Genomic DNA, 23,784 nt, shown 5'->3' with positions numbered 1-23,784 from the left:
AGTACGCATTCTCTTCGAGCCGATCATTTATTTGCCCTGGCAAATAAAAATGCAAATCACTACCAGATCAAATCGTATCCAGCGTATGAAGAATGAGCTCATCCACTACTGCGCCCGCGTCTTGGACAAATTCCTGTGTAATGCGATTGGCTACGATAGCGTTTAGGCTGAGCACCTCATGTCCAAGCATTTTGCCCATGGCATAATAACCGGCAGTCTCCATCTCAAAATTCGTAAGCCTTACTCCATCTACCTCCAAGGAGGCAAGTAATTCGATGATATTAGGAATTGCGGGTTTCAAGCGGACTTCCCGGCCTTGAGGGCCAAAAAAACCTGGGCAAGTTACTGTATTTCCTTTGATCACCTTGCCCGTTTGGAGGCGCTTAAGGAGTGATGCTGAGCCAGCAAAACAGTAGGGCCTAAAAGGCAAAGCCAAAGCCTGCTGCACGGCATGACCGATCGCCAACTCCTGGGGACTGTAGTCAGCCCGATAGTACTGCATGAGCGTATCCAAGCCTACGGCATAGTCAGAAGCGATCATCGCTCCCGCGGGGATATCCCTATGCATGCTTCCTGAAGTGCCCACTCGCACGATATTTAGCGGGGTATGCTCTGCCTTGATTTGCCGAGTCTCCAGATCTATATTGACCAGCGCGTCCAGCTCGGTCATGAATATCTCAATATTATCGGTCCCCATCCCAGTGCTCATCACTGACAGTCTTTTACCTTTATAGGTTCCTGTATGAGTCACAAATTCCCTCTTGGAACCTTGAAATTCTATCTCATCAAAATGCTTAGAGATCTGAGCCACTCGATCAGGGTCGCCCACCGTAAGAATGGTTGAAGCCAGAAATTCTGGCTTCAAATTCAGATGATATATACTCCCATCCGGATTAATGATCAACTCTGATTCAGGAATAAAATTACTCATGGATTGTCGATTTTATCTTTCTTGCATCAGGCTGGCGATACAAGCCCTTATATGGATTGTAACCATTGGTATTTTTCTGATAATAGCCCGTACCGTCATAAGGTCGCTTTTCCGGATGGCCTTTACACTCCTCGGAGCACGCTCCCTCATATTTCCAGCCGCACTCCTCACAGATGGCCACATGGATATTACATTCGGGATTGGCGCAGTTTACCATTCGGTCAGAAGGGGTCTTGCAGCAATGGCATTTAGACACCACCTTGGGATTCACCTTATTGACATCCACAGCGACGCGATTATCAAACACATAGCATTTCCCTTCAAAATCCTCTCCACCAGCTTCTATACCGTATTTGATGATCCCGCCATGCAATTGGTACACATCCTCAAATCCTTGGTCGAGGAGAAAAGCAGAGGCTTTCTCGCACTTGATCCCACCTGTACAATAGGTCAGTACCTTTTTGTTTTTTAGGTGCTCCAGCTCCTTTACCTTCTCTGGAAAATCACGGAAATTATCAATATCCAAGCGAACCGCATTTTTGAAATGCCCGAGTTCATGCTCATAATTGGAGCGCACATCCAAGATGACCACATCCTCCTGATCTTTCAATGCCTTAAATTCCTCTGGCTCCAAATGCTTCCCCGTACGGATAGTAGGGTTTATATGCCTTAGGCTAGAGTGTACAATTTCAGGCTTTACACGAACATGAATTTTGGTAAAGGCATGCTTATCAAAATAGTCCACCTTAAATTCTGTCTTAGCAAATCGGGCATCCGACTGGACATAAGCCATATACTTCTCACAGTCTTCTTTTAGGCCAGACACGGTTCCATTTAGCCCTTCGGGCGAAATTATAATTCTACCACGAATATTGTTTTCTATACAAAATAAATGGTGCTCTTCTCTGTATGCATCGGGATCCTCGATCTCGGCATAGCAGTAATAAAGTAATACGCTATAATCTAAATTTTCCATAACAAGTGCCCTGTTTCCGACAGGGTGTTTTGGTTTTATAGTTAAACTAAAATTTACAAATTATTTCTTGATGGGGGTGGCAGGATTGCCAAATACCGTGCTGTCTTCCTTCACGTCAGATATCACGACAGAGCCAGCTCCTATACGGGCATTTTTGCCAATCGTCACTCCAGAAACTACCGTCACACCCGAGCCGATGAAGGCTCCCTTGCCGATGGTCACGCTAGAATTGATCACTGCGCCTGCTCCTACTTGCACAAAGTCGCCTACCTTCACCTTATGATCTATGATCACAGCAGAATGGAAAATACAATGACTCCCCACTTCCGCGCCTGCACCGATCTGAACACTGGCATTGATGAAGTTGCCATGGCCTATGACGGCATCAGTGGAGATATAAGCCGTTTTGTGAATGGCATTAATAGGCTGAACCTTCCTGCGCTCATTAAGCAGTTTTACAAGGAACTGTCGGTATTGATTATCATCCACCGCCACGAAGGCCTCGCATTTTTTCCCTATTAGCTTTAAGAATCCATCATCTTCCGGATTTCCCAAGACAGGGATCACATTGATCTCTGTGCCATGCAGCTCAGTATCTTCATCCAAAAAACCATAAGTCACTACTTGGTTGCTGTTAAATATCTCCAAAGCAGGATGTGCTATTCCCTTCGCTCCTAATATGATTACGGGTTTGTCCATTACTATTTTTTGTTTAGCATGCAAAATTACTGCAAATTCTACAGCTAACCAAAAATCAGGACTTCCTTGGCCTCAGGAGGTTTTGCCCGATTTTGCAGTTTAGACATTTTTTGGGATTGCAGTAGTTATGATGAAGGCCTATCATCCCTTGAGTATCACATGCATTTTCGGGCGACCAGTCCTCCACCTGATACATCTCAATGATCCTATTCGCCTCGGCGGGAATCTGCTGCAAGAAATCAAAGCATCGCTCCTTCCAGGAGGAATCATCGATATAGCCCCCATAAGCATACCATAAGGGAACCACAAAATTGATTCCCAGCAATTGGATCATCTGATTACTTAGCATCTTTGGCTGCTGCCGCTTACTTTCTTTACTCAGCTGATAGTGGTGCTGCCAGTAAGGATGAGGAGTCACCTGAAACAGCTTTATCAAGTCTTCTATTTTGCTCACCGAGCTGGTCAAAAGGGAAAATAGATTGGAGGACTGATTCAAAACCGCCACCAGCTGCGCGATACGGATGGAAGGGTAATTTGTCGGCCGCACCCTCATAAACTTCCATTCTGAAGGATAAAGCGGTTCTGGAAGTGAGTATTTCTTCTTATAAAACTCATATTCCCTCCTCACAAAAGCCGTATAATCATCGGGCTCGGAAGGGTAGCAGAAACCCGCCTGCCCCAGCAATAAGGCCTCCTGAACTAAGGGTTGATTTCCATGCTTCTTGAGAATCTTATAGGGTAAAGTTTGAGCCAATTTCAGCATAGCATCACTATTGACCTTAAATCCAAAACAATAAAATAACCAGCGATAAGCTACCTCCTCCCAATCTCCGGCGGTATCCTGAATTTGATTTCGAATCAAGGTGGACTTTTCGTGAAGACGCTCCACCAAGGCTTTTTCTAACATGGAAAATTTGATAATGCTCTGCACCTCAGGCAAAAAATCCCCGCAAAGCAGCTTCTTACGACTTCTGGCCAAGCGCCTATAATTCCGGATAACATCCAATAAAACCTTGCCCTTCAGCTCAAGTGTGGGAATCCTACTTCCGTCATTCCTAAAGACCTCCATATCATCCTCCCATACCACATGCAAAATCACCGAATCATATTTACTATCCTCCTGATGACGGTGCATTTGCCAATCTGAAGCTTTCACATGAACTTCAATATTTCCAAAAAACTCCACCTTGTCTAAAACCACCTGCGATTCTAAAAAATCCGGACCCTCATGGTTATTTTGAAAGCCGATCTTTTGGATGATGAGCGACTGCCCATGGGTAGTTTCCAAATCCCGCTTCTCAAAGTACTGGTACTTCCAAACCGCCTGCACAAAATCTTCATTGAAATCCATAGGTTTACATTTATGTCGCTCATAACCTCCTGATGAAGTTATGGACATAATTTAATCCAATATTCAGAAATCAAAAACACAAGTATCAAATAGTCAATACTTTAGTGATCAAACCATAGTATTTTGGTCAATTATACCTAGGAAAATCCTCCTATCTATAGCTACACAAAAAGTTTTCTCCTTCATGGAATTTTCCTCACCCTAAAAATGAAAGGAAGAGCCACAAGGCATAATTTTAAATTGCCGAATATAATGCTCGTAAGATTTACCTGAAAAGCCGGATGAAGCGATATCCTCAATAACCTACTGCTCCAATATGCCAGCTATTTAGGAGCAGTATTGCTCCAAAAGACTCGCCATTTCCTGCTGCAATTTCTGTGCTTCCTTAGAGGCAGCATTTCCAAAATCATCCCCTGAGGAAGCATATAGAATCCCCCGTGAGGAGTTCACCAGAAGCCCACACGTACTATTCATGCCGTATTTTGCGACTTCCTCCAAGCTTCCTCCCTGGGCACCTACCCCTGGGACCAGAAAGAAATGATCTGGCGCATATTTTCTCACCTCGGCGATTTTCTCTCCTCTCGTGGCTCCCACTACATACATCATGTTTTGGTCTGTGCCCCATTGCTGACTTTTCTCTAGCACATGTGCAAATAAAGGCTTGTTCTGCTCGCTATTCAATACTTGAAAATCATGACTGCCTGCATTGGAAGTCAAGGCTAAAAGGATCACCCATTTGTCCTCAAATTCCAGAAAAGGACTTACGCTGTCCTCTCCCATATATGGCGCCACAGTAATCGAATCAAAATTCATCACCTCAAAAAAAGCTTTAGCGTATAATTTTGAAGTATTCCCAATGTCCCCACGTTTGGCATCGGCGATGGTAAAAATATCTTTGGGGATATAGTCCAAGGTTTTCTGCAAGCTCTCCCATCCAGAAGGTCCTAAGGCCTCATAAAAAGCGATATTTGGCTTATACGCTACCGCATAATCCGCCGTATTATCTATAATCTGCTTATTGAAGGCAAATATGGGGTCTTTTTCCTTAAGCAAGTGAGAAGGGATTTTTTCCAGGTCAGTGTCTAAACCCACACATAAAAAGGAGGACTTCTGTTTTATATTATTGTAAAGAGTTTGCTTATCCATAGGTGAAATATTTTGACAAAATTAAAAAAACAAGCTAGATAATCCCGACTTCGGGAATAGAAATACCTCATTGGGTACAAATAATTCATTTACTCCCAGGGAATAGATCCAACAAAATAGTCCTGCTGCTTTAATCGCTAGGCTCCAAAAGCAGTAGCACGCATCTTAGAAGTCTTTTCGACCATTACCTTTTTCGGGAAAAGCATAAAAAAAACAGCAGTCTCCTGCTGTTTTGGTCCCTGCTATAAGAGGGGAATATATAAATGGATCTATCTTCATCTCAAATCGATCACCTCCACCCCTGGATATCTTTTTGGGTCGAAGGTAAAGAAGGAGGAGCTTAATTCCACATCAGTATCCAATTTCTTAAACTGGTATTTGAATACTCCACCGTCGGAGTCAGACACTTCCCATGCGGTCAAATCCTTGGTTGATTTATCGATGAAAAGTTTAATTTTCTGAAATTGAGCTTGGGCCTTTTCAGCAGTTAATAGCACCTCTTGCACGGCTTTTCCATTTTTGGTGGATTCGCCAAGAATTTTGTAATTATAGCCTTTTTTATAAAGATTATAAATACTAGAAGGGGTAAGTTCATCTTCTCCTCTACTAACGGTGTTCACGGTTACTTCTTTGAAGTCTCCAGATTTGATATAAGTCCATACGGTCTTTCCATTATTATAGATTTCCTGATCAGGAAGAACGAGCTTATATTGCTCACCTCTCACGGCCACCTCACCCTGACTACTCTGGCTAGCGCCATCCAAGTCATTATAATAATGGTATTCAAAACTGGCTTGTAGGCCGTCCAGTGACCTATATCGTTCACTAACCTGGTCGAGTAAAACTTTGGCACTTTGTTCCTTTTGGGCCATACTTACTGACAGCCCTCCAAGGAATAATATACTTAATAAAATGATTTTTCTTAACATGGCAATTAATTGTTTAGCAGCTTTTTGAGCCTCGCTATAGGCTATTCAATAACTGTTCCAAACTTACTTCATCGTGTATCAATACTTCCCTCGCTTTACTTCCTTCAAAAGATCCTACGACTCCGGCGGCTTCCAGCTGATCGATAATTCTCCCTGCACGGTTATAACCCAGCTTTAGTTTACGCTGAATAAGGGAAGTACTTCCCTGCTGGTGCATCACGATCAATCTTGCCGCATCCTCAAATAACGGGTCACGATCCGAAAGATCTATCTCGCCCACGCCACTATCTCCATCCTCGCCTTCAAATTCAGGCAATAAATACGCATCACTATAACCTCGCTGCTCGCCGATCCATTCACATACCCGCTCCACCTCCGGAGTATCCAGGAAGGCACACTGAATACGGATCACCTCAGAGCCCTGAGAAAGGAGCATATCCCCCATCCCAATCAGCTGCTCAGCACCTCCTGCATCCAGAATCGTACGGCTATCCACCTTGGAAGTAACCCTAAAGGACAACCTTGCAGGGAAATTGGCTTTGATAATACCCGTAATTACATTCACGGAAGGACGCTGGGTGGCTACCACCAGGTGAATCCCGATCGCCCGAGCCAGCTGCGCCAGCCTTGCAATAGGCGCCTCAATCTCCTTGCCAGCCGTCATCATCAGATCTGCCAATTCATCTATCACCAATACAATATATGGCATGAACTTATGGCCCTTTTCCGGATTCAATTTCCGTGCAACAAACTTGGCATTGTACTCCTTAAGATTTCTACAGCCAGCATCTTTTAAAAGATCATACCTATTGTCCATCTCGATACAAAGGGAGTTTAGCGTATAAATAACCTTCTTAGTATCCGTAATGATAGCATCCTCAGCATTGGGAAGCTTGGCAAGAAAATGTCTTTCGATCTTATTAAACAAGGTCAATTCCACCTTCTTTGGATCCACCAATACAAACTTCAACTGGGAAGGGTGTTTTTTATAAACCAAAGAGGCTAGGATGACATTCAGTCCCACCGACTTCCCTTGGCCGGTGGCTCCTGCCATCAGTAAGTGAGGCATCTTGGCCAAGTCAAATACAAACACCTCGTTAGAGATAGTCTTGCCCAGAGCCACAGGCAAATCCTTATCGCTTTTCATGAATTTCTCTGTACCCAGCACAGATCGTGCAGCCACGAGCTCACGGTTTTTATTTGGCACTTCTATACCGATGGTGCCTTTACCCGGAATAGGAGCGATAATCCGTATCCCCAATGCCGCCAAGCTAAGGGCAATATCATCCTCAAGGTTCTTGATCTTGGAGATTTTCACCCCTGGATCAGGCACAATTTCATATAGCGTGACTGTCGGCCCGATCGTGGCTTTAATTTCCTGAATCCCTATTTTGAAATTGACTAAGGTCTCTACAATCTTATTTTTATTCTCCTCCAACTCCTGTCGAGACACGGTAACCTTCTGCTGATCATATTCATTTAGCAAGTCGATACTTGGATATTGATAGCTGGCCAGATCCAAGGTAGGATCATAAGGGTCGAGATTCTGAACTTCGCTCACTTCCTTTTCCTCTCCAGCGGCCGCCGCGACGGTAAATTTCTTTTGCGCCTCAGGCTGCTCTGCTGGCTCCTCGGGCAGCGGAATATCCTCTATATTAAAGGTAGGCTCCTTGGAAGCCTTTTTCTTTTCTGGCTCCTTATCTTTGATGGTCCAGCTTTGGCCCTCATCATCATCCTCTTGCTCATCTTCCTCCTCATCAAAAAGCCCCGGCTCTTCTTCCAGGTCCTTGACTACGGGCTCGGGCTTAGTCCGGGAACCCACGGTGGATTTTATCTTGCTGCTAATGACTGGCTCCTCCTCGTCGAGTAGATCCTCAGGTCCCTCCACCACATTTTCGCTCTTAAGCCAGTCGATCTGTGTGATATTAAAGAAGAAAACTACAAATATCAGGAATGAACCCAAGATCAAAATAAAAGTACCCCAACCCAGAAAATCATCACTCAATACCGCTAGCTCGTAGCCAAATCCTCCTGAGAGAAATTGCAGATAGCGGAGGCCATCCACGATATGCACTATATAACCAAGCAGCAAGCCCAACCAAAAGATAAAGAAAACCCCAAAGGCAGAATATTGTACCAGCGGGACTAGTGTCTTCTTAAATGCCCAACGGAATCCCATAATAAATAAAAATGGGGGGATCAAAAAAGCTGCAATTCCAAACCAACGGAAAATCAGGAAATAAGATACATAGGCTCCAGCAAATCCCAGCCAGTTTCTCGCCTCAGCAGCATTCTGACGCAGTGGAACATCTGGATCCGCAGAGATCACACTTTGGTCTGCCGGACCCGAAAATAAATATCCAAGGAATGCAAAAAACAAAAACAAACCAATCATCATCAGCAAAATGCCCAAGGACAATCCAATCTTTTTGTCTTTGAGCGCTGCAAATGAAAAATTAAAGGAAGTTTTTTTCTTTTTAGCCTTCTCCTTAGAATCTTTAGGTCTAAATGAATTCGTCTTATAAGTATTAGAAGCCATAATGCTTTAATATGTCCCTGATGTCAATATATATAATATCGGCTGAGGATGACTCCTCCAGCCACAATGGTGTTCCTGGCCTATCCTCCAAAATCCCCCGCTAAGAGATCATGAAGTGGCTTTTTTGGATTGGAAGTATTTTACCAATCCCTTTTTGATATTCTTTACTATTCCCGGCCCTTCATAGATCATCCCAGAATATACTTGCACCAATGAGGCTCCAGCCTCCAGTTTGTCAATGGCGTCTTGGGCGGTGAATATCCCTCCTACTCCAATAATAGGGAAAGATCTACCCGATTTCTCTGATAAATACCTGATCACCTCGGTGCTGCGGCTGCTGAGCACTCTGCCTGACAGTCCTCCAGCGCCGATCTTCTCCACTTCCTCGGCTGGCGTGCTGAGCTTAGAGCGATCTATGGTGGTATTGGTGGCTATCACCCCCGCTATTTTGGTTTCCTGGACAATAGCTATAATATCATCGAGCTGCCCGTCGGTAAGGTCTGGGGCGATTTTCAATACTATTGGTTTAGGATGCGGCTTGGTTTTATTCCGCTCCACGATCGCAAGCAATAGCTTTTTGAGTGGCTCCTTTTCTTGCAAATCCCTAAGGTTTGGAGTGTTTGGAGAACTTACATTGACCACAAAATAATCTACATAAGGGTGCAATGCATCCAGACAATACAGGTAATCTTCGACAGCCTGCTCATTTGGGGTGACTTTATTTTTGCCAATATTCCCTCCTATCAGCACATGCGATTTTAATTTCCTCAACCGCTGGACGGCTTCCTCTACTCCACCATTATTAAATCCCATCCTATTTACTAAAGACTCATCTTCCGGAAGCCTGAATAATCTAGGCTGGGGATTTCCCTCCTGAGGCTTAGGTGTCAGCGTCCCAATCTCTATAAAACCAAACCCTAACATCGCCATCTCGTCAATCAACCTCGCGTCCTTATCAAAGCCTGCCGCCAATCCAACGGGATTTGGAAACTTCAACCCAAACACTTCCCGCTCCAATGAAGGGTCCTGAAATCCATACATCCCCTTGATCACAGACTTTACCAGAGGCAAATTAAACGTGGTCTTAGTCAGGGAAAATGTGAAATGATGGGCTTCTTCAGCACTTTTCTTGAACAAATATGGCTTTAGGAGGGACTTGTACACTTGATATTCTAGATTAGTTTGACCGCTAAATTAATTGAATTAGACGAAAGCTACACCTTATTTCCCCGACAGTTCACGAATTATTTATGAATGCCGCTAAGCAAGCCCTTTCTGCCAAGAACTTATCTTCACTTTTAGAATATAAAGTGTTCTGCAAACATAATATAGATATTTGGCAATGAATAGGAGAACAATTTGAGCGCTGTATAAATAAGGAATCGTTACTTTTATAGTTTCGTATTATATAGCTGACACAATTTAATAGTCAATTCTCAAACGCCTCAATTCATGAAAATACAATTTTGTTTCCTTTTTATTTGCCTCACGATCTTTAGCTTTGGTCAAAGCCAGGATACCATGGCCCAATCCAATAAGGATCCACTTCAGCATATATTATGGTATGAGAATCCCGCAGAGGTATGGAAAGACGCCCTTCCAGTGGGGAATGGCCGATTGGGAGGAATGGTTTTTGGCCAGCCTTCCACCGAACATATCCAGCTAAACGAGGACTCCCTATGGCCAGGAGCGGCAGACTGGGGCGAGGGTCGCGGCAATGCTCAGGACCTCGCCAAGCTAAGAGAGCTGATCCTCAATGGCCAGGTCCATGAGGCCGATGAGAAGATCATCGAATTCTTTTCCTATAGAGATGTCATACGATCTCACCAGACTATGGGGGATCTTTATCTCAATTTTGATCATACCAAAGAGATCACCAATTACCAAAGACAACTGGACATGTCCACAGGTGTATCGAAGGTTAGCTACCAAGTGGGCGGTCATTCCTTTGAGCAGACGGTATTTGCCTCTGCTCCTGATGATGTCATGGTGATCCACCTCAGCACCGACCTTCCCGAAGGTTTCAGCCTTGCCATTGATATGGAAAGGCCATTGGATGAAGGCCACCAAACCGTAAAAGTCCACAGTGACGCTTCAGATCAAATAATGATGACTGGGGAAATCACCCAATATGGAGCCAAAAAGGACAGCGAATCAAGGCCCCTGGACTATGGTGTGAAATTCAAAACAATAGTAAAAGTGCATGAAACCGATGGAAAGACCTCTTCTGATCAGGGAACTCTGCACATCAAGGGGGCTCGTACGCTCACTCTATTGCTTATCGCTAACACCTCTTTTCACCAAACTGATATCGACTATAGAAATCAGGTCCAGCTGGATCAATTAAGTTTCAAGACCTACGATCAATTATTAAAAAGCCATATTCAAGATTTCTCAAGGTATTATAATAGAACGGAGCTGGTGCTGGGGGATACAGAGCTAAATCGCCTACCCATCGACAAGAGGCTTCAGAGACTAAAGGAAGGCCATAAAGATGCTGACTTAGCTGCCAAACTTTTCCACTATGGTCGGTATTTACTCATTAGCTCCTCCCGTCCAGGTACCAATCCAGCCAATCTACAAGGGCTGTGGAATAAGGATATAGTGGCGCCATGGAATGCTGATTATCATTTGAATATCAATTTGCAGATGAATTATTGGCCGGCAGGCCCTACTCAACTTCAGGAGATGGAGCTTCCACTATTTGACCTTATCGATAGGATGATCGAGCGAGGAAAAATCACTGCAAGGCAGCAATATGGCATCAGTCGTGGCTCCGTTATTCATCATACCAGTGATCTATGGGCGGCGCCATGGATGCGGGCCAAAAGGGCGTATTGGGGAGCCTGGATTCACGGTGGTGGATGGATTTCCAGACATTATTGGGAGCATTATCAGTTCACCGCTGACACCACCTTCCTTGAAAATCGCGCTTACCCAGCATTAAAAGAAATCGCATCCTTCTATGTGGACTGGCTACAGAAGGACGCAAAAACAGGGAAGTATATCTCCAGTCCCGAGTCATCCCCGGAAAACTCCTACTATGCAGCTGACGGCAAGCCTGCAGCACTTTCTTATGGCTCCGCTATGGGACATCAGATCATTAGTGACGTATTTCAAAACACTCTTGCAGCAGCACATGTGTTGGGGATTGACGATGAGTTTACCGCAGAAGTCCAAGAGAGACTTGACAATCTATTCTCTGGAGTATCCTTAGGGCCTGACGGCCGAATATTGGAATGGAATGAGCCCTATGATGAGCCAGAAAAAGGCCATCGTCATATGTCCCATTTATATGCCTTGCACCCGGGAGATGATATCACAGAAAACAATAAAGCCGAATTTGAGGGCGCTCAAAAGACCATTGATTACCGCCTTCAGCATGGTGGTGCCGGCACAGGCTGGAGCCGGGCATGGATGATCAATTTCAACGCCCGCCTTCTCGATGCCACTTCTGCGGAGGACAATTTATATAAGCTATTGCAAATCTCCACTGGCAACAACCTATTCAATGAGCACCCTCCTTTTCAGATTGACGGGAACTTCGGCTATACCGCGGGGCTGGCCGAGCTTCTCCTCCAATCTCATGAAGGGTTCATAAGAATCCTACCTGCCCTGCCTCCAAGCTGGAAAAACGGGGCTATCAAAGGTCTGGTGGCGAGAGGAAATATCATCATCGATATCTCCTGGGAAAATGGCCAGGCAAAACAAATCCGTTTTAAATCACCAGCAGACCAAAGCATAAAAGTCCTCTATTTGGGAGAAATGCATACCATCAACCTCAAAAAATCAGAAACCAAAACCATCGACCTTTAGGGCTAAAAGAAAGGATGAAATGATGATAATGGTTAGAATTTAGGGAAATTTTATCATGGTGTTGTTTACTGAGCAGTGTATTGATACTGCTACCTGCTTATCTAAGCCATTTAATATATTCCTGCCGGGCAAAATATGAATCGATGAATAGATTTAGCAGTCCAAAACTTTCAAGTTTTGGACTTTCCTCCTAAATTACCCCGATGAATAAAATTGCATTGATAACTGGTGCTACTTCGGGAATTGGGAAGGCCACCGCCATCGAACTTGCCCGTCAGGGATATAATATCATAGCCACCGGCAGAAGAGAGGACAGGCTGCAGGAATTGAAAGCGGAAATCTCAGCTATGGTGAAATACCACTATTTGGTGTTTGATGTCCGGGATAAGGACGCCGTTCATGCGGCCATCACGTCCCTAGCCCCGGAGTGGAAAGCCATCGATATACTGGTCAACAATGCAGGAAATGCCCATGGCCTGGATGCTATTGATCAGGGAAAAATTGAAGATTGGGATGCGATGATCGACATCAATGTAAAGGGTTTACTTTATGTATCCAAGTTTATCATGCCTCAGATGATTGAGCGAAAAACGGGTCATATAATTAATATTGGCAGCATAGCTGCAAAAGAAGTCTATGCCAATGGCAATGTCTATTGCGCATCAAAACATGCCGTGGATGCCATTACCAAAGGCATGAGGCTGGACCTCACTCAGCATAATATCCGTGTGACAGGCATCCACCCAGGACTGGTGGAGACTGAATTTAGCCTCGTGCGATTCAAAGGCGATGAAGAGCGAGCCTCAAAAGTTTATCAGGGATTTGAAGCCTTAAAAGCTCAGGATATTGCCGAAATCATCGGCTTTGCGGTCTCCAGACCCGCCCACGTTGTCATGACAGACATCACGGTATTGGCTGGTGCTCAAGCTAATAGTACCACGGTATATAAAGATAAATAGGCATGAAATACACCTTTTTTATTCTTCTTTTGGTAAATCTATTTGCCTGCGGCAATAAAAATAATACCGAAACTATAGCAAAAAACGCCCCGACTATGCCACAGTCTGAGATACAGGAAACGAAAACTCCCGTCACCCCAGAAAAGGCACCCTCGCCATTGGAACAAAGTCTTATCGACGCTGGCCTGGCGAATATTAAAACAGAAATCCCAGCGGTTTTCGTCGAACTGAAATATAGTACCACAGACAACTTCTTCCAGCAGGATGTCTATGGCGACTTAGAAAACTGCTATCTTCAACCAGAAGTGACCAATATGCTTCAAAAGGCACTAGTGCAGCTACAAAAAAACCATCCTGAATTGACTTTTTTAGTTTATGATGGGGTGAGACCGCGAAGTGTGCAGCAGATTCTATGGGACAGTCTAGACAAACCCGACAGCCTCAAACCGCTGTATGTAGCCAATCCTCAGCGGGGAAGCCTGCATAACTATGGCGTGGCAGTGGATTTAACCTTGGCTGATGCCGCCAGTGGAAAAGCCTTAGATTTAGGAACACATTATGATTACTTTGGCTACCCTGCTTACCCAGATCGAGAGCAGCAAATGCTCCGTGAGGGGAAAATTTCCCAGGATCACCTTGACCGCCGTCTGATTCTCAGAGAGGCCATGACCGCTGCAGGCTTTAGCCCAATCGGATCGGAATGGTGGCATTTCAATGCGTTCAGCCTAAAAGTAGCCAAGGAAAAATTTAAAATTGTGGAATAACCTTAACTTAAATATTATCATAAACTATCATGAACCTAAAGAACCAATTGATCCTAAAAGGATTTATCATCGCCCTATTATTCTTAGGAACCTTCACCGACACCATGGCGCAGCAGTTTAACGCGCTAGTATTTAGCAAAACCCAGGGCTTCAGGCACCAGTCTATCGCCACCTCGGTGAGAGCTATCCAGGATCTGAGTAAGGACAATGTCTTTAGTGTGTACACCTCCGAGGATGCTACGATGTTTACTGACAAAAAATTGGAGAAATTTGATGTCATCATCCTTGCAAGTACCACCGGAGACATCCTAAATGATGAACAAAAAGAAGCCTTTAAACGATTCGTGCAAAGCGGAAAGGGCGTAGTGGGAATCCATAGCGCCACCGATACCGAGTATAACTGGGAGTGGTACACTAAGCTAATCGGTGGGCAATTTATGCATCACCCGCATCAGCAGTCAGCCATCCTCGACGTGGTGGACTCAAACCACCCTTCCACCTATCACCTTCCAAAAAAATGGTTGTGGACAGATGAATGGTATGCCTTCAAAAACTTCAATGAGGACGTGAATATCTTAATTCAACTTAATGAAAAAACCTATGATCCAGGAAGCAAAAATGGGCAATCCATGGGAATGGGAGACGTACACCCTATGGCTTGGTATCATGAATATGACGGAGGAAGAATATTCTATACCGCACTAGGTCATGTGGATGGCGCCTACGAAGATGCCGATTTCCTTAAACACCTTTACGGTGGAATCTGGTGGGCAGCTATGGGCTACCCCATCCAATAAAACCTTAAATTTACGAGCCCCGGAGCCTCCCTTCCAATGGGATCTTTAAAATGTTATGACCTTAAGAGGTCATAACATTTTTTTATTTTCACTCAATTCTTCACTGGAAATCAATTAATCCTCAAAAGGAATGATGCTCATGCAATATGGCATTTCTATTTACTATCCCCTCGACCGATAGGTTTGATTGTTAGCTATGGGCCCATTGATTTTAGCCCGACCGATTCATTAGGAAGAGGGGTAAATGCAAAAATGAAGATAATCGAGCGTAAAATCACCTTGAAATAAGGCATCCATATTATATTTTTAAAGCCTATGAATCGACTATTCGTTGAAAATTAAAACTGCCACACTATGTTACGGTTATTCCTTATTTTCTTAGTTCTTGTGTCCTTCAAGGGAAATACTTCCCCTTTTGCAAAGAAATTGAGGGAAAACGAGCAGGCCCAGCAAGCCCCGCCCAAACCATCACTGGATGGAATTCAAGAAAAAATCTACCAGGCATTTGTCCATAGTATGAATGCTCGGGATAAGGAGGAGCTTATGAAATTAAGCCATCAACTAATAGCGCTAGATGCCACTGAAGACCCACCGATCATCATTTATTGGCGTGCTTATCTTCAATTTTATATTTCAGTATTCCATCTTAAAAATGGGGATGAAGAAAAAGCGGAAAGGGAAATTGACAAGGGAATAGACTGGATGGAAGATCTGGAGAGGCGTAACTCAGAAGATAATGCCCTTCTTGCCATGATGCAAGGCTTCAGTATTCAGTTCAAAAGTTTAAAAGTGATATTCCTAGCAATGGACATCAAAAGCAATTTGAAACAGGCACTGGAGCAGGATTCCACTAACCAAAGAGCTTACTATGTGTATGCGAGCAATGATTACTATACTCCTGAGAAATATGGCGGCGGCAAAAGTGCCGAACAGTACCTGCTGAAAGCCATTTCTCTAGCCGATCAAACTTCAGAAAAGCCCTATTTGCCCTCCTGGGGAAAGGAAGAATCTTATGAACTCCTAATCAAACTCTATATAAAGGCGGAGAAATATGACCTTGCTAAAAAATACTATAAAGAAGGACTTGCCAACTACCCCGATAGTTACTTCATCAGCCAGCTTAGCTCAAAACTCCCTACTATAAACTAGGCAAATAGCCATTTTCTCAAATTATTATGCCAAGTACTATGTCAGGATGTGGCAAATGCAGTTAGAAAATCAGTTATAATGCGTTTAATAGCATTGCCTGCGGTGCTATATTTTCTGGAATAGTCCTTCCCCGTCACCACCGTTCAGAAGTGGCTAAGCGTGACATTTTTACTAGGAAGCAGAAAGAATTGCGAACAAGAATTAGCTATTGAGGTCCGTAAATTTAAAGGGCAGAAGCTGACTTATATTCGCAGCTTTGAGAAAATTCCCATCGGGGGTTTGCATGAGGATTTCAATCTCAGTTTGGTAGCGCTGTTCGTATTCACTAATCGTCTGTCGGCATAGACCACATGGGCTCACCGTCGCAAATCCACCCTCCCCTCGGCGTTTCGCTACAATTCCTATTTTTAGTGGCTTCACTCCGGGGAAATTGGCCCCGGCATAGGTAAGGACAGACCGCTCTGCACATACCCCCACAGGAAACGAAGCGTTCTCTTGGTTGGTAGAAGTGAGAATTTCACCATTGTCCAATAATACCGACGCAGCCACAAAGAAGCTCGAATAAGGTGCATAGGCATTTTCTAAATAAGCCAAGGCTTTTTCCATCATTTTCACCTCTTCTTTTCCGAGGTCTTCAAGCTCCAATACCTCCAAAATGACTGATTGCTCTATTATTCTCTTCATACCTATAGATGTTTGGGACAATGTAGTGAAAATTGATATATACTATGAAATAATATTATCCCTCTTCAATGCCTCCTCATGGGTAAAAGAAGCATTGACTTTCTTTCAAAATCAAAAATGCCCACTCACGAAACACACCAAGTCCCAGGGCTATGCTGTAGGCAAATCTATTGAGAGAAATTCAGCTATAAGCCCAATTAAGGACTAGGAAATGCCTACTTAGCCTTCTTTCATGAGGCTATTAGCTTAATCTAAAGCCAATTTGGCTGGCTGCTTAAGAAATAAATTGCCAAGTCAAGTTTAATTTACTTTCGCCTATGGATGGTGGTAAATTAGAAATTCAGGATTAACTTCTTAAATTGGCTTAGGCTCGATCAAAAAAAGAGTCATACCCAGGTAATCATGAAAACGATATTAGTCATAGGTGCAGGAAAATCCACTCAGGTCTTGATCGACTACCTTCTTAAGCAGAGTCAACAAAAGGATCGAAGGGTAATAGTGGCTGACTCTGACATCAATATGGCCGAGCAAAGGGTTCATCAGCACCCTTTTGGAAGCAGCATTGCCCTGGATATATCAAATGAAGAGGCATTGATAGAAACCATAAGCCGGGCGGACCTGGTCGTATCGATGGTTCCTGCATTTCTTCACCATATAGTGGCTAAGCAATGCCTAAGGCTCAAAAAACACTTTTTCTCCGCTTCCTACCAAACCCCGGAGATGGTAGCGATAGCGGTGGATGTGGAAAGCTCAGGGCTTTTTTTTCTGAACGAATGTGGGGTGGACCCGGGCATTGACCATATGTCAGCGATGAAGATCATCCATGATTGCCAGGCAAAAGATCAAAAAATCACGCTTTTTAAGAGTTTCTGTGGTGGGCTTCTTTCACCCGCCTTCGAGATGGATAATCCCTGGCGATATAAGTTCACCTGGAATCCGCGAAATGTCGTGCTGGCCGGACAAGGTGTTTCGAGATTTATCCGAAATGGTAAGATCAAATATATCCCTTATCCTATGCTATTTCGGCGCACTGAGCGTGTGACCTTCAGGGATGTGGGCGATTTTGACGCCTACCCCAATCGTGACTCTCTGCAATACCGCGAGATCTATGGGATAAAGGAAATCCCCACCCTCATCAGAGGAACCCTTCGCCGAGCCGGCTTCTGCAAAAGTTGGGATGTACTGGTGCAGCTAGGAATGACTGACAATTCCTTCCAAGTGGACCTTCCTGGGGATTATACTTACAGGATGTTTCTGAATACCTTCTTGCCTTATGATCCTTTTCACAAGGTGGAAGATAAGCTGAAGATGATGTTTCCAGAAATCTCAGTGGAAAGCCTTTCAAAATTAGAATGGCTAGGGCTTTTCAGTCATGCTCCGCTGCCAAGTACCAGTGGCAGTCCTGCCGAAATATTACAGGCCATACTTGAAGAGAAATGGAAACTTGGCCCCTTGGACTGTGATATGGTGGTCTTGCAGCATCAATTTGAAATTACTCACCCAGACCTTCACCAAGAAAAAATAATCTCCAGCATGGTCATTCATGGGGATCAAGACGGCAAAACTGCCATGTCCAAAACCGTTGGCTTGCCCTTGGCTATTGCCGTTGATTTATTCATGGAAGGCACCATCAAGGGCAAAGGTATGCTGCTGCCCGTCCATCCCTATATCTATACCCCAATATTGAAAGCACTGGAAAATGAAGGGATTGTCTTTAAAGAAGAACGATACCCTCTTGAATAAGCATAGGAGAATGAAGATGCCCGCGACAATAGAAATCGATCAAGCTGAGGAAACTCAATTTACCCTCCTATAATTAAACCTTAGTTCTATTTTTAAAAATACTTTAGGTTTAGGTTCAAATAAAAATCAATTTGAACCAAAAATCATCCGTATCGAACTGATAAGATCAGCTCCTAAAAATCCACTTTTCAAAAAATCAATAGAAAATCCTTTAATACCCTAGCATAAAATTCGCTATAGGAATGGTCTGTATTTTTAATACTTATGGCCTGAGGCAGATGGTCACATGGAGCTTCCCGCGCTTCAAATCGCCTTATACTTCGAAGCACCTTAGTTTCTGGCCTATCGCTTAGAAGGAATTCGGCAGTGGAAAACAAGTCGAAAAAATTGGCGATCTTTTCTAAATCCTGCATTTGTCGGGGGGGCAAGATCAGCCAAAATGCACCTTCAGGCTTCAGTAATTTTGCGACTCCCTTCACCAAATCCCCGAAGGATAAAGCATCATTATGCAAAGCTAGATTTCTCTGGCTATCTGTGGATTTATTATGGTCGGGGAAATAGGGGGGATTGGATACGATGAGGTCGTAGCGATTTTGTTCAGACTCTTTAAATTCCTGGAAAGAACTATTTGTGAGTTCCAGTCGCCCGGACCAGGGACTATTGGCAAAATTCTCCGAGGCTTGCTTGGCGGCTGAACCATCGATCTCCACCGCGGTAATCTTGGCTTGGCTAAACCGCTGAGCCATCATCAAGGCGATAAGCCCTGTTCCAGTTCCTATATCCAAGCAAGTATCGGTACATGAATTTTCCACCAAGGCAGCGAGAATCACCCCGTCGGTATTTACCTTCATCGCACACTGGTCCTGGTGGACGGTGAATTGTTTGAACTCAAAGTACCCTCTTCCCATTCGGATTACCTATTTTCATTTTCGTAGGCTTGATCCACTTTCAGCTGACCCGACTCAGCCGCGGCCACCGCCAATTCGTCGCAACGCTCATTCTCCGGATGGCCAGCATGCCCTTTTACCCATTGAAATTGCGGTTTGTATTTATTGTGTAAGGGGATATACTTTTTCCAAAGATCCACATTCTTCTTATCCTTAAATCCTTTCTTCTGCCAATTCCAAATCCAGCCTTTGGTAATGGAGTCCACAACGTATTTGCTGTCAGAGTAAATTTTAACGGGAATACCTTCCACTTTTATGGCTTCGAGCCCCCTGATTACTGCCAGCAGCTCCATCCTATTATTGGTGGTCAACCTAAAGCCCTCCGATAATTCCTTTTCGTGCTGGCGGTATTTCATGATGGTTCCATAACCGCCATTTCCAGGGTTACCTTTAGCGGCGCCGTCTGTATATATTAAAATCATAATTCAAAAGTAAAAAAAATGTCAGCTATTACTAGCTGACATTTTAAGTTTTCACACCTTATATGGATTAGAAATTCTCCAACAGGTTAGTTTTAAATATTTTAATGGCGATGGAAAGTAGAATGATCCCAAATATCCTTCGCAGGACATCCAGACCTGTTTTTCCCAATTTCCTTTCCAGCCATGTGGTACTTTTCAGCACGGCATATACCACGACAAGGTTTATCAAAATCCCCACGGCAATATTAGCTTGGCTAAACTCGGCCTTCAGGGTCAGGATAGTCGTCATTGTCCCCGCTCCCGCGATCAATGGAAAAGCAATCGGCACAATAGAAGTACTTGAAGCATCCGCCTCAGGATCTGGCTTGAAAATCTCGATGCCTAGGATCATCTCAGCTCCAAGAGCAAATATGATAAGCGCCCCAGCTATCGCAAAATCAGCCACCCCTATCCCAAAGAGATTGAGGATATTCTTGCCCAGCAATAAAAACAGCACCATAAGTATCCCCGCTACGATGGTAGCTTTTTCGGATTGAATATGGCCTGCCTTCCTTCTCAGGTTGATTACTATTGGGATAGAACCCAATATATCGATCACCGAAAACAAGATTAATGAAACAGATAAAATTTCCTTGAAATCAAACATTCTCTAAATTTTTTTCGCAAATATAAAATTTAAATTTTGATTAATCTCGTTTTTTAAATTAATATTCTTTAAGGAATTTCAATAGGTTTTCAAACTCTTGCTCAGTGATGGCTGGGAAATTAGCAATACGAAAGCTAGTAGGCTTCAGAGGGCCATAACCACTTCCCATTTGCATCCCTGCTTGTTCGGCAGCTTTTTTAAATTCTTTGATGAACAGCTCTTCGCCTGCAATTCCCATTACGGTTTTGCTCCGCGTCTCGGAATTTTGAACCAGCATGGTCAGTTTTTTGGATTGAGCAATTACTGTTTCTAGCTCCTTCATACGCTTACGCACCAATGCATCGGTCACTTGTATTTCGGGATGATCTTCCATGCTTCTTTTTAACAGGTACACTCCTAGAACGTTTGGAGTATAATGAGTCTGATAAATTTTAGCATTTTCAAGCATAAAGCTAAGGCTATTATATCTTCCTGACTCACCCTTACTTTCGCATTTAGCGATAGCTTTTGGTGATAGGATGAGCACTCCAAGACCTGCAGGCAGTCCAAAGCACTTCTGTACAGATGCAAACCATATATCAGCCAGAGAAAAATCCAGTGCAATCCCGCCCATAGAGCTTGTGGTATCTACCGCAATCATCTTATCTGGATATTTTTCCCCAAGTGCCCCTAACAATTCCTGACTCACTTCTGTGGCATTGGAAGTTTCATTTTGGGTTATAGCGATCAAGTCGTGCTTGCCGTCGATCTCCAAACCTGCAACATCTAAGGCATCTTCCGTTCCCAATTTATGAGAACCCGTCGCCTCGTTTAGGTGCTGCGCGAAAGTATACCACTTCTTCCCAAAAGAGCCTGAATAAATATGAAAACTAGAGCTCTCCACTATAGACTGAGCGATGATCTCCCAGTTCTCCGTTGCAGAAGAGGTAAATAATAATTTATAATCCTCAGGAACATGGAGCTTTTCCTTAAATAAAGTTTCTGTCTCCTGATATAAATTCATAAAAGCAGCACTTCGGTGATTGGCGCTTAATATACCTGTCTGAAAAGCATCTTGAAGGTATTGACCTACCTGGTCAAATACTTTTGAAGGTCCTGGTGCAAATGTAATCATGGTGTTGTTATGGTTTATTAGATAGAAAATACTGTAGGCCCAATTCATAACCTTTCAATCCTAAGCCAGAGATCATGCCAATACACTCTTTGGAGATGATACTTTTATGTCGAAACTCCTCCCGCTTATAAATATTGGAAATATGAATCTCCATAACAGGGCTGGTCACACCTGCTATGGCATCCGATATAGCCACAGAAGTATGAGTATATGCTCCTGCATTCAGAAGAATTCCATCATTATCAAATCCAACTTCATGAATCTTACCCACCAATTCTCCTTCAATATTGCTCTGGAAATAAGTAAGCTCTACAGAGGGAAAGCTGGTCTGCAAGGTTTCAAAATAATCCTCAAAAGATTGGCTCCCATATATTTCAGGCTCTCTTTTCCCTAAAAGGTTTAGGTTTGGGCCATTGATAATAAGTATTTTCAAAATTTTAAATGGTTTAAAATTAAGGTGTCAAAATTTTCCTCAAAGTTAATCATTGAAAAATAGATTTAGATACATTTGCACTCCTTTAATTTTATATTTGATAACGCTTTCAATAGCATGAATAAGGTTGGCCGGACTTATATCAAGGACGAGTCGGCCAAATCCAGCCCATCATCATAATGAAATTAGGCTATGCGAAGCAGGTATAATTATAATGAGCAAAGCAATAGATAATGGTTAGCAAATGGACTTCATATACGAGGCAATTTCGGCACTACTTAAAAATAGAAAGGTCCTTAAGTGACAATTCTATCATCGCCTACTCGCAAGATATGGACAAGCTTGCCAGATACTGTGAGAAGACCTTTCCACAATTGAGTCCGGAGGAGATTCAGCTTCCTCACCTGCGGGAATTTGTAAATGAGCTCTATGGACTCAGCATCTCTGATTATACCCAGGCAAGGATCATTTCCGGCATAAAAGCTTTTTACCGGTTTATGGTTTATGAGGACAAGATGACTGAAGATCCATCGATTTTGCTAGAGGCCCCAAGGCTTGGAAGAAAGCTCCCTGACACACTTAGCTATGATGAAATCAATACTCTTTTGGAGGCGATAAAATTGGGGACTCCTGAGGGGCATAGGAATAGGGCCATGTTGGAAATGCTATACAGTAGTGGTTTGCGGGTGAGTGAATTGGTGGATCTAAAATTGGGTCAGATATATGAGGAAATTGGTTTTCTGCGGGTTATTGGCAAAGGGAATAAGGAAAGGCTGGTGCCTGTGGGAAGGGAAGCTTTGAGATATGTAGCTATTTATCTGAAAGAAATCCGGTCAAAGCAGAAGATTGCAGCGGGTCATGAGGAGATTGTTTTCTTAAACCGCAGAGGGAAAAAGCTTAGCCGAGTGATGATATTCACCATTATCAAAAAGCTAGTTGCTGAGGCAGGTATTCCTAAGAATGTAAGTCCCCATACCTTCCGCCATAGTTTCGCGACCCATCTAATTGAGGGAGGAGCAGATTTGAGGGCGGTTCAGGAGATGCTGGGGCATGAAAGCATTACCACCACGGAGATCTATACGCACCTGGACCGTGAATACCTAAGACAAGTTTTGACGGATTTCCATCCACGTAGTCAAGAGTGAGGTAGGAATCAGAAGTTCAAAGGGAAAAGCACCTCTTCTATTGATAAGCACGTGGCACCTCTTATAAAAAGGTCTAATAGTTCTAAAAAATAAAGTAGGAGGTATAAGATCAGAAAAAGGAGGGGGTACGCTAGCGCAAAACCAATCACCCTAAAATACGGTACCTATTCAGGATATTAAAGCTATTTCAAAAACAGGTAATACACTTTGGTTGAAGGGTGAATTTCTGAGTATAGACTTGAGAAAGGAATCTCGTATTTTCTCCTACATCTTTGCAGGTTTATTTGCCTTGTTTTTATAATAGGAAGTTTAGCACTTACAACATTCAGGCAAAATGAGATGTTTGGAATAGGCAATCCAATTTAATAACCCAATAGGAAAAGCCACTTTTATTCCAAGAAAGCGGTAGTCTGGTATCCATCAATATCACTTTACCTCTATCCTTAGCTTTTAGTGACAACCGTAGTACCAATGCTTCGGCGGAGTCATTCAATGCAAAAATTAAAGCTTTCAGAGCACAATTCAGAGGCGTCACGAATATCGAATTCTTCCTATTTAGATTGTCAAAAATTTATGCTTGAAATAATTGCCCCC

22 protein-coding genes are annotated in these 23,784 nt (G+C 43.4%); 8 read left to right on the top strand and 14 right to left on the bottom strand.

The window, feature by feature from the left end; all coding sequences use genetic code 11:
* Positions 1-67 precede the first annotated feature (67 nt).
* The 8 genes from B050_RS0104650 to B050_RS0104610 all read right to left on the bottom strand — a co-directional run bounded on the left by B050_RS0104650 (position 68) and on the right by B050_RS0104610 (position 9,735).
* Entirely contained in the window at positions 68-931 is an 864-nt protein-coding gene (locus B050_RS0104650) for a nucleoside phosphorylase (RefSeq protein ID WP_018472728.1), read from the bottom strand.
* A complete protein-coding gene (gene trhO / locus B050_RS0104645) occupies positions 924-1,907 on the bottom strand; it encodes an oxygen-dependent tRNA uridine(34) hydroxylase TrhO (protein WP_018472727.1) in 984 nt (327 codons plus the stop codon). Before trhO ends, B050_RS0104650 begins: the two co-directional genes overlap by 8 nt.
* Before the next feature lie 60 nt (positions 1,908-1,967).
* The gene (locus B050_RS0104640) at positions 1,968-2,606 is read right to left on the bottom strand and encodes an acetyltransferase (protein ID WP_018472726.1); all 639 of its coding nucleotides are present in this window, start codon (positions 2,604-2,606) and stop codon (positions 1,968-1,970) included.
* 55 nt (positions 2,607-2,661) lie between these two features.
* Complete coding sequence (locus tag B050_RS0104635; protein ID WP_018472725.1) at positions 2,662-3,957, bottom strand: DUF2851 family protein; 1,296 nt, start codon at positions 3,955-3,957, stop codon at positions 2,662-2,664.
* A 327-nt stretch (positions 3,958-4,284) separates the two neighbouring features.
* The gene (gene pyrF / locus B050_RS0104630) at positions 4,285-5,103 is read right to left on the bottom strand and encodes an orotidine-5'-phosphate decarboxylase (protein ID WP_018472724.1); all 819 of its coding nucleotides are present in this window, start codon (positions 5,101-5,103) and stop codon (positions 4,285-4,287) included.
* Between the two features lie 275 nt (positions 5,104-5,378).
* On the bottom strand, positions 5,379-6,032 hold the full coding sequence (locus B050_RS0104620; RefSeq protein WP_018472722.1) for a LolA family protein: 654 nt from the start codon (positions 6,030-6,032) through the stop codon (positions 5,379-5,381).
* A gap of 34 nt (positions 6,033-6,066) precedes the next feature.
* Positions 6,067-8,571, bottom strand: coding sequence for an FtsK/SpoIIIE family DNA translocase (locus B050_RS0104615; RefSeq protein WP_018472721.1), 2,505 nt, complete (start codon positions 8,569-8,571; stop codon positions 6,067-6,069).
* Positions 8,572-8,679: 108 nt separating this feature from the next.
* The gene (locus B050_RS0104610; RefSeq protein ID WP_018472720.1) at positions 8,680-9,735 is read right to left on the bottom strand and encodes a quinone-dependent dihydroorotate dehydrogenase; all 1,056 of its coding nucleotides are present in this window, start codon (positions 9,733-9,735) and stop codon (positions 8,680-8,682) included.
* Positions 9,736-10,023: 288 nt separating this feature from the next.
* Here B050_RS0104610 and B050_RS0104605 point away from each other — a divergent pair, with 288 nt between their 5' ends.
* From B050_RS0104605 to B050_RS0104585, 5 genes are all read left to right on the top strand, one after another.
* Positions 10,024-12,387: a glycoside hydrolase family 95 protein gene (locus tag B050_RS0104605; RefSeq protein ID WP_026235632.1), complete on the top strand. Its 2,364-nt coding sequence runs from the start codon at positions 10,024-10,026 to the stop codon at positions 12,385-12,387.
* A gap of 203 nt (positions 12,388-12,590) precedes the next feature.
* The gene (locus tag B050_RS0104600) at positions 12,591-13,346 is read left to right on the top strand and encodes an SDR family NAD(P)-dependent oxidoreductase (RefSeq protein ID WP_018472718.1); all 756 of its coding nucleotides are present in this window, start codon (positions 12,591-12,593) and stop codon (positions 13,344-13,346) included.
* Positions 13,347-13,348: 2 nt separating this feature from the next.
* Positions 13,349-14,110 carry a M15 family metallopeptidase gene (locus B050_RS0104595; RefSeq protein ID WP_018472717.1) on the top strand — a complete coding sequence of 254 codons (762 nt, stop codon included), beginning with the start codon at positions 13,349-13,351 and terminating at the stop codon, positions 14,108-14,110.
* A gap of 29 nt (positions 14,111-14,139) precedes the next feature.
* Positions 14,140-14,907 carry a ThuA domain-containing protein gene (locus B050_RS0104590; RefSeq protein ID WP_018472716.1) on the top strand — a complete coding sequence of 256 codons (768 nt, stop codon included), beginning with the start codon at positions 14,140-14,142 and terminating at the stop codon, positions 14,905-14,907.
* Positions 14,908-15,261: 354 nt separating this feature from the next.
* A complete protein-coding gene (locus tag B050_RS0104585) occupies positions 15,262-16,056 on the top strand; it encodes a hypothetical protein (RefSeq protein ID WP_157492573.1) in 795 nt (264 codons plus the stop codon).
* A gap of 201 nt (positions 16,057-16,257) precedes the next feature.
* Here the strand turns inward: B050_RS0104585 and B050_RS0104580 are convergent, their stop codons facing one another.
* Entirely contained in the window at positions 16,258-16,740 is a 483-nt protein-coding gene (locus B050_RS0104580; protein WP_018472714.1) for a cytidine deaminase, read from the bottom strand.
* Positions 16,741-17,142: 402 nt separating this feature from the next.
* On the opposite strand from B050_RS0104580, the gene B050_RS0104570 reads away from it, so the two are divergent.
* Positions 17,143-18,483: a saccharopine dehydrogenase C-terminal domain-containing protein gene (locus B050_RS0104570; RefSeq protein WP_018472712.1), complete on the top strand. Its 1,341-nt coding sequence runs from the start codon at positions 17,143-17,145 to the stop codon at positions 18,481-18,483.
* Positions 18,484-18,671: 188 nt separating this feature from the next.
* Here B050_RS0104570 and B050_RS0104565 read toward each other — a convergent pair whose 3' ends face one another.
* The 5 genes from B050_RS0104565 to aroQ form a co-directional block, all read right to left on the bottom strand.
* Entirely contained in the window at positions 18,672-19,391 is a 720-nt protein-coding gene (locus B050_RS0104565) for a tRNA1(Val) (adenine(37)-N6)-methyltransferase (protein ID WP_018472711.1), read from the bottom strand.
* A gap of 5 nt (positions 19,392-19,396) precedes the next feature.
* Positions 19,397-19,852 carry a ribonuclease HI gene (gene rnhA / locus B050_RS0104560; protein ID WP_018472710.1) on the bottom strand — a complete coding sequence of 152 codons (456 nt, stop codon included), beginning with the start codon at positions 19,850-19,852 and terminating at the stop codon, positions 19,397-19,399.
* 67 nt (positions 19,853-19,919) lie between these two features.
* Complete coding sequence (locus B050_RS0104555) at positions 19,920-20,498, bottom strand: MarC family protein (RefSeq protein WP_018472709.1); 579 nt, start codon at positions 20,496-20,498, stop codon at positions 19,920-19,922.
* A 58-nt stretch (positions 20,499-20,556) separates the two neighbouring features.
* The gene (locus B050_RS0104550; protein WP_018472708.1) at positions 20,557-21,612 is read right to left on the bottom strand and encodes an aminotransferase class V-fold PLP-dependent enzyme; all 1,056 of its coding nucleotides are present in this window, start codon (positions 21,610-21,612) and stop codon (positions 20,557-20,559) included.
* A gap of 7 nt (positions 21,613-21,619) precedes the next feature.
* Positions 21,620-22,045, bottom strand: a complete 426-nt coding sequence (gene aroQ / locus B050_RS0104545) for a type II 3-dehydroquinate dehydratase (protein WP_018472707.1) — start codon at positions 22,043-22,045, stop codon at positions 21,620-21,622.
* A 233-nt stretch (positions 22,046-22,278) separates the two neighbouring features.
* Here aroQ and xerD point away from each other — a divergent pair, with 233 nt between their 5' ends.
* Both xerD and B050_RS23040 read left to right on the top strand, forming a co-directional pair.
* Positions 22,279-23,190: a site-specific tyrosine recombinase XerD gene (gene xerD, locus B050_RS0104540; RefSeq protein WP_018472706.1), complete on the top strand. Its 912-nt coding sequence runs from the start codon at positions 22,279-22,281 to the stop codon at positions 23,188-23,190.
* Between the two features lie 410 nt (positions 23,191-23,600).
* The gene (locus tag B050_RS23040; protein ID WP_083923254.1) at positions 23,601-23,771 is read left to right on the top strand and encodes a transposase; all 171 of its coding nucleotides are present in this window, start codon (positions 23,601-23,603) and stop codon (positions 23,769-23,771) included.
* Positions 23,772-23,784 lie beyond the last annotated feature (13 nt).

Origin of the sequence: Echinicola pacifica DSM 19836 (genome assembly GCF_000373245.1) — a bacterium.
In the GTDB taxonomy this organism is placed as follows: Bacteria; Bacteroidota; Bacteroidia; order Cytophagales; family Cyclobacteriaceae; genus Echinicola; species Echinicola pacifica.
Note: the sequence above shows the minus strand (reverse complement) of the source record. Positions and strands in the feature narration are given on the sequence as shown.

Excerpts from the sequence above, each read along its gene's own strand:
- B050_RS0104650 (WP_018472728.1), bottom strand. The coding sequence starts at position 931 with ATGAGTAATTTTATTCCTGAATCAGAGTTGATCATTAATCCGGATGGG.
- trhO (WP_018472727.1), bottom strand. The coding sequence starts at position 1,907 with ATGGAAAATTTAGATTATAGCGTATTACTTTATTACTGCTATGCCGAG.
- B050_RS0104640 (WP_018472726.1), bottom strand. The coding sequence starts at position 2,606 with ATGGACAAACCCGTAATCATATTAGGAGCGAAGGGAATAGCACATCCT.
- B050_RS0104635 (WP_018472725.1), bottom strand. The coding sequence starts at position 3,957 with ATGGATTTCAATGAAGATTTTGTGCAGGCGGTTTGGAAGTACCAGTAC.
- pyrF (WP_018472724.1), bottom strand. The coding sequence starts at position 5,103 with ATGGATAAGCAAACTCTTTACAATAATATAAAACAGAAGTCCTCCTTT.
- B050_RS0104620 (WP_018472722.1), bottom strand. The coding sequence starts at position 6,032 with ATGTTAAGAAAAATCATTTTATTAAGTATATTATTCCTTGGAGGGCTG.
- B050_RS0104615 (WP_018472721.1), bottom strand. The coding sequence starts at position 8,571 with ATGGCTTCTAATACTTATAAGACGAATTCATTTAGACCTAAAGATTCT.
- B050_RS0104605 (WP_026235632.1), top strand. The coding sequence starts at position 10,024 with ATGAAAATACAATTTTGTTTCCTTTTTATTTGCCTCACGATCTTTAGC.
- B050_RS0104600 (WP_018472718.1), top strand. The coding sequence starts at position 12,591 with ATGAATAAAATTGCATTGATAACTGGTGCTACTTCGGGAATTGGGAAG.
- B050_RS0104595 (WP_018472717.1), top strand. The coding sequence starts at position 13,349 with ATGAAATACACCTTTTTTATTCTTCTTTTGGTAAATCTATTTGCCTGC.
- B050_RS0104590 (WP_018472716.1), top strand. The coding sequence starts at position 14,140 with ATGAACCTAAAGAACCAATTGATCCTAAAAGGATTTATCATCGCCCTA.
- B050_RS0104585 (WP_157492573.1), top strand. The coding sequence starts at position 15,262 with ATGTTACGGTTATTCCTTATTTTCTTAGTTCTTGTGTCCTTCAAGGGA.
- B050_RS0104580 (WP_018472714.1), bottom strand. The coding sequence starts at position 16,740 with ATGAAGAGAATAATAGAGCAATCAGTCATTTTGGAGGTATTGGAGCTT.
- B050_RS0104570 (WP_018472712.1), top strand. The coding sequence starts at position 17,143 with ATGAAAACGATATTAGTCATAGGTGCAGGAAAATCCACTCAGGTCTTG.
- B050_RS0104565 (WP_018472711.1), bottom strand. The coding sequence starts at position 19,391 with ATGGGAAGAGGGTACTTTGAGTTCAAACAATTCACCGTCCACCAGGAC.
- rnhA (WP_018472710.1), bottom strand. The coding sequence starts at position 19,852 with ATGATTTTAATATATACAGACGGCGCCGCTAAAGGTAACCCTGGAAAT.
- B050_RS0104555 (WP_018472709.1), bottom strand. The coding sequence starts at position 20,498 with ATGTTTGATTTCAAGGAAATTTTATCTGTTTCATTAATCTTGTTTTCG.
- B050_RS0104550 (WP_018472708.1), bottom strand. The coding sequence starts at position 21,612 with ATGATTACATTTGCACCAGGACCTTCAAAAGTATTTGACCAGGTAGGT.
- xerD (WP_018472706.1), top strand. The coding sequence starts at position 22,279 with ATGGTTAGCAAATGGACTTCATATACGAGGCAATTTCGGCACTACTTA.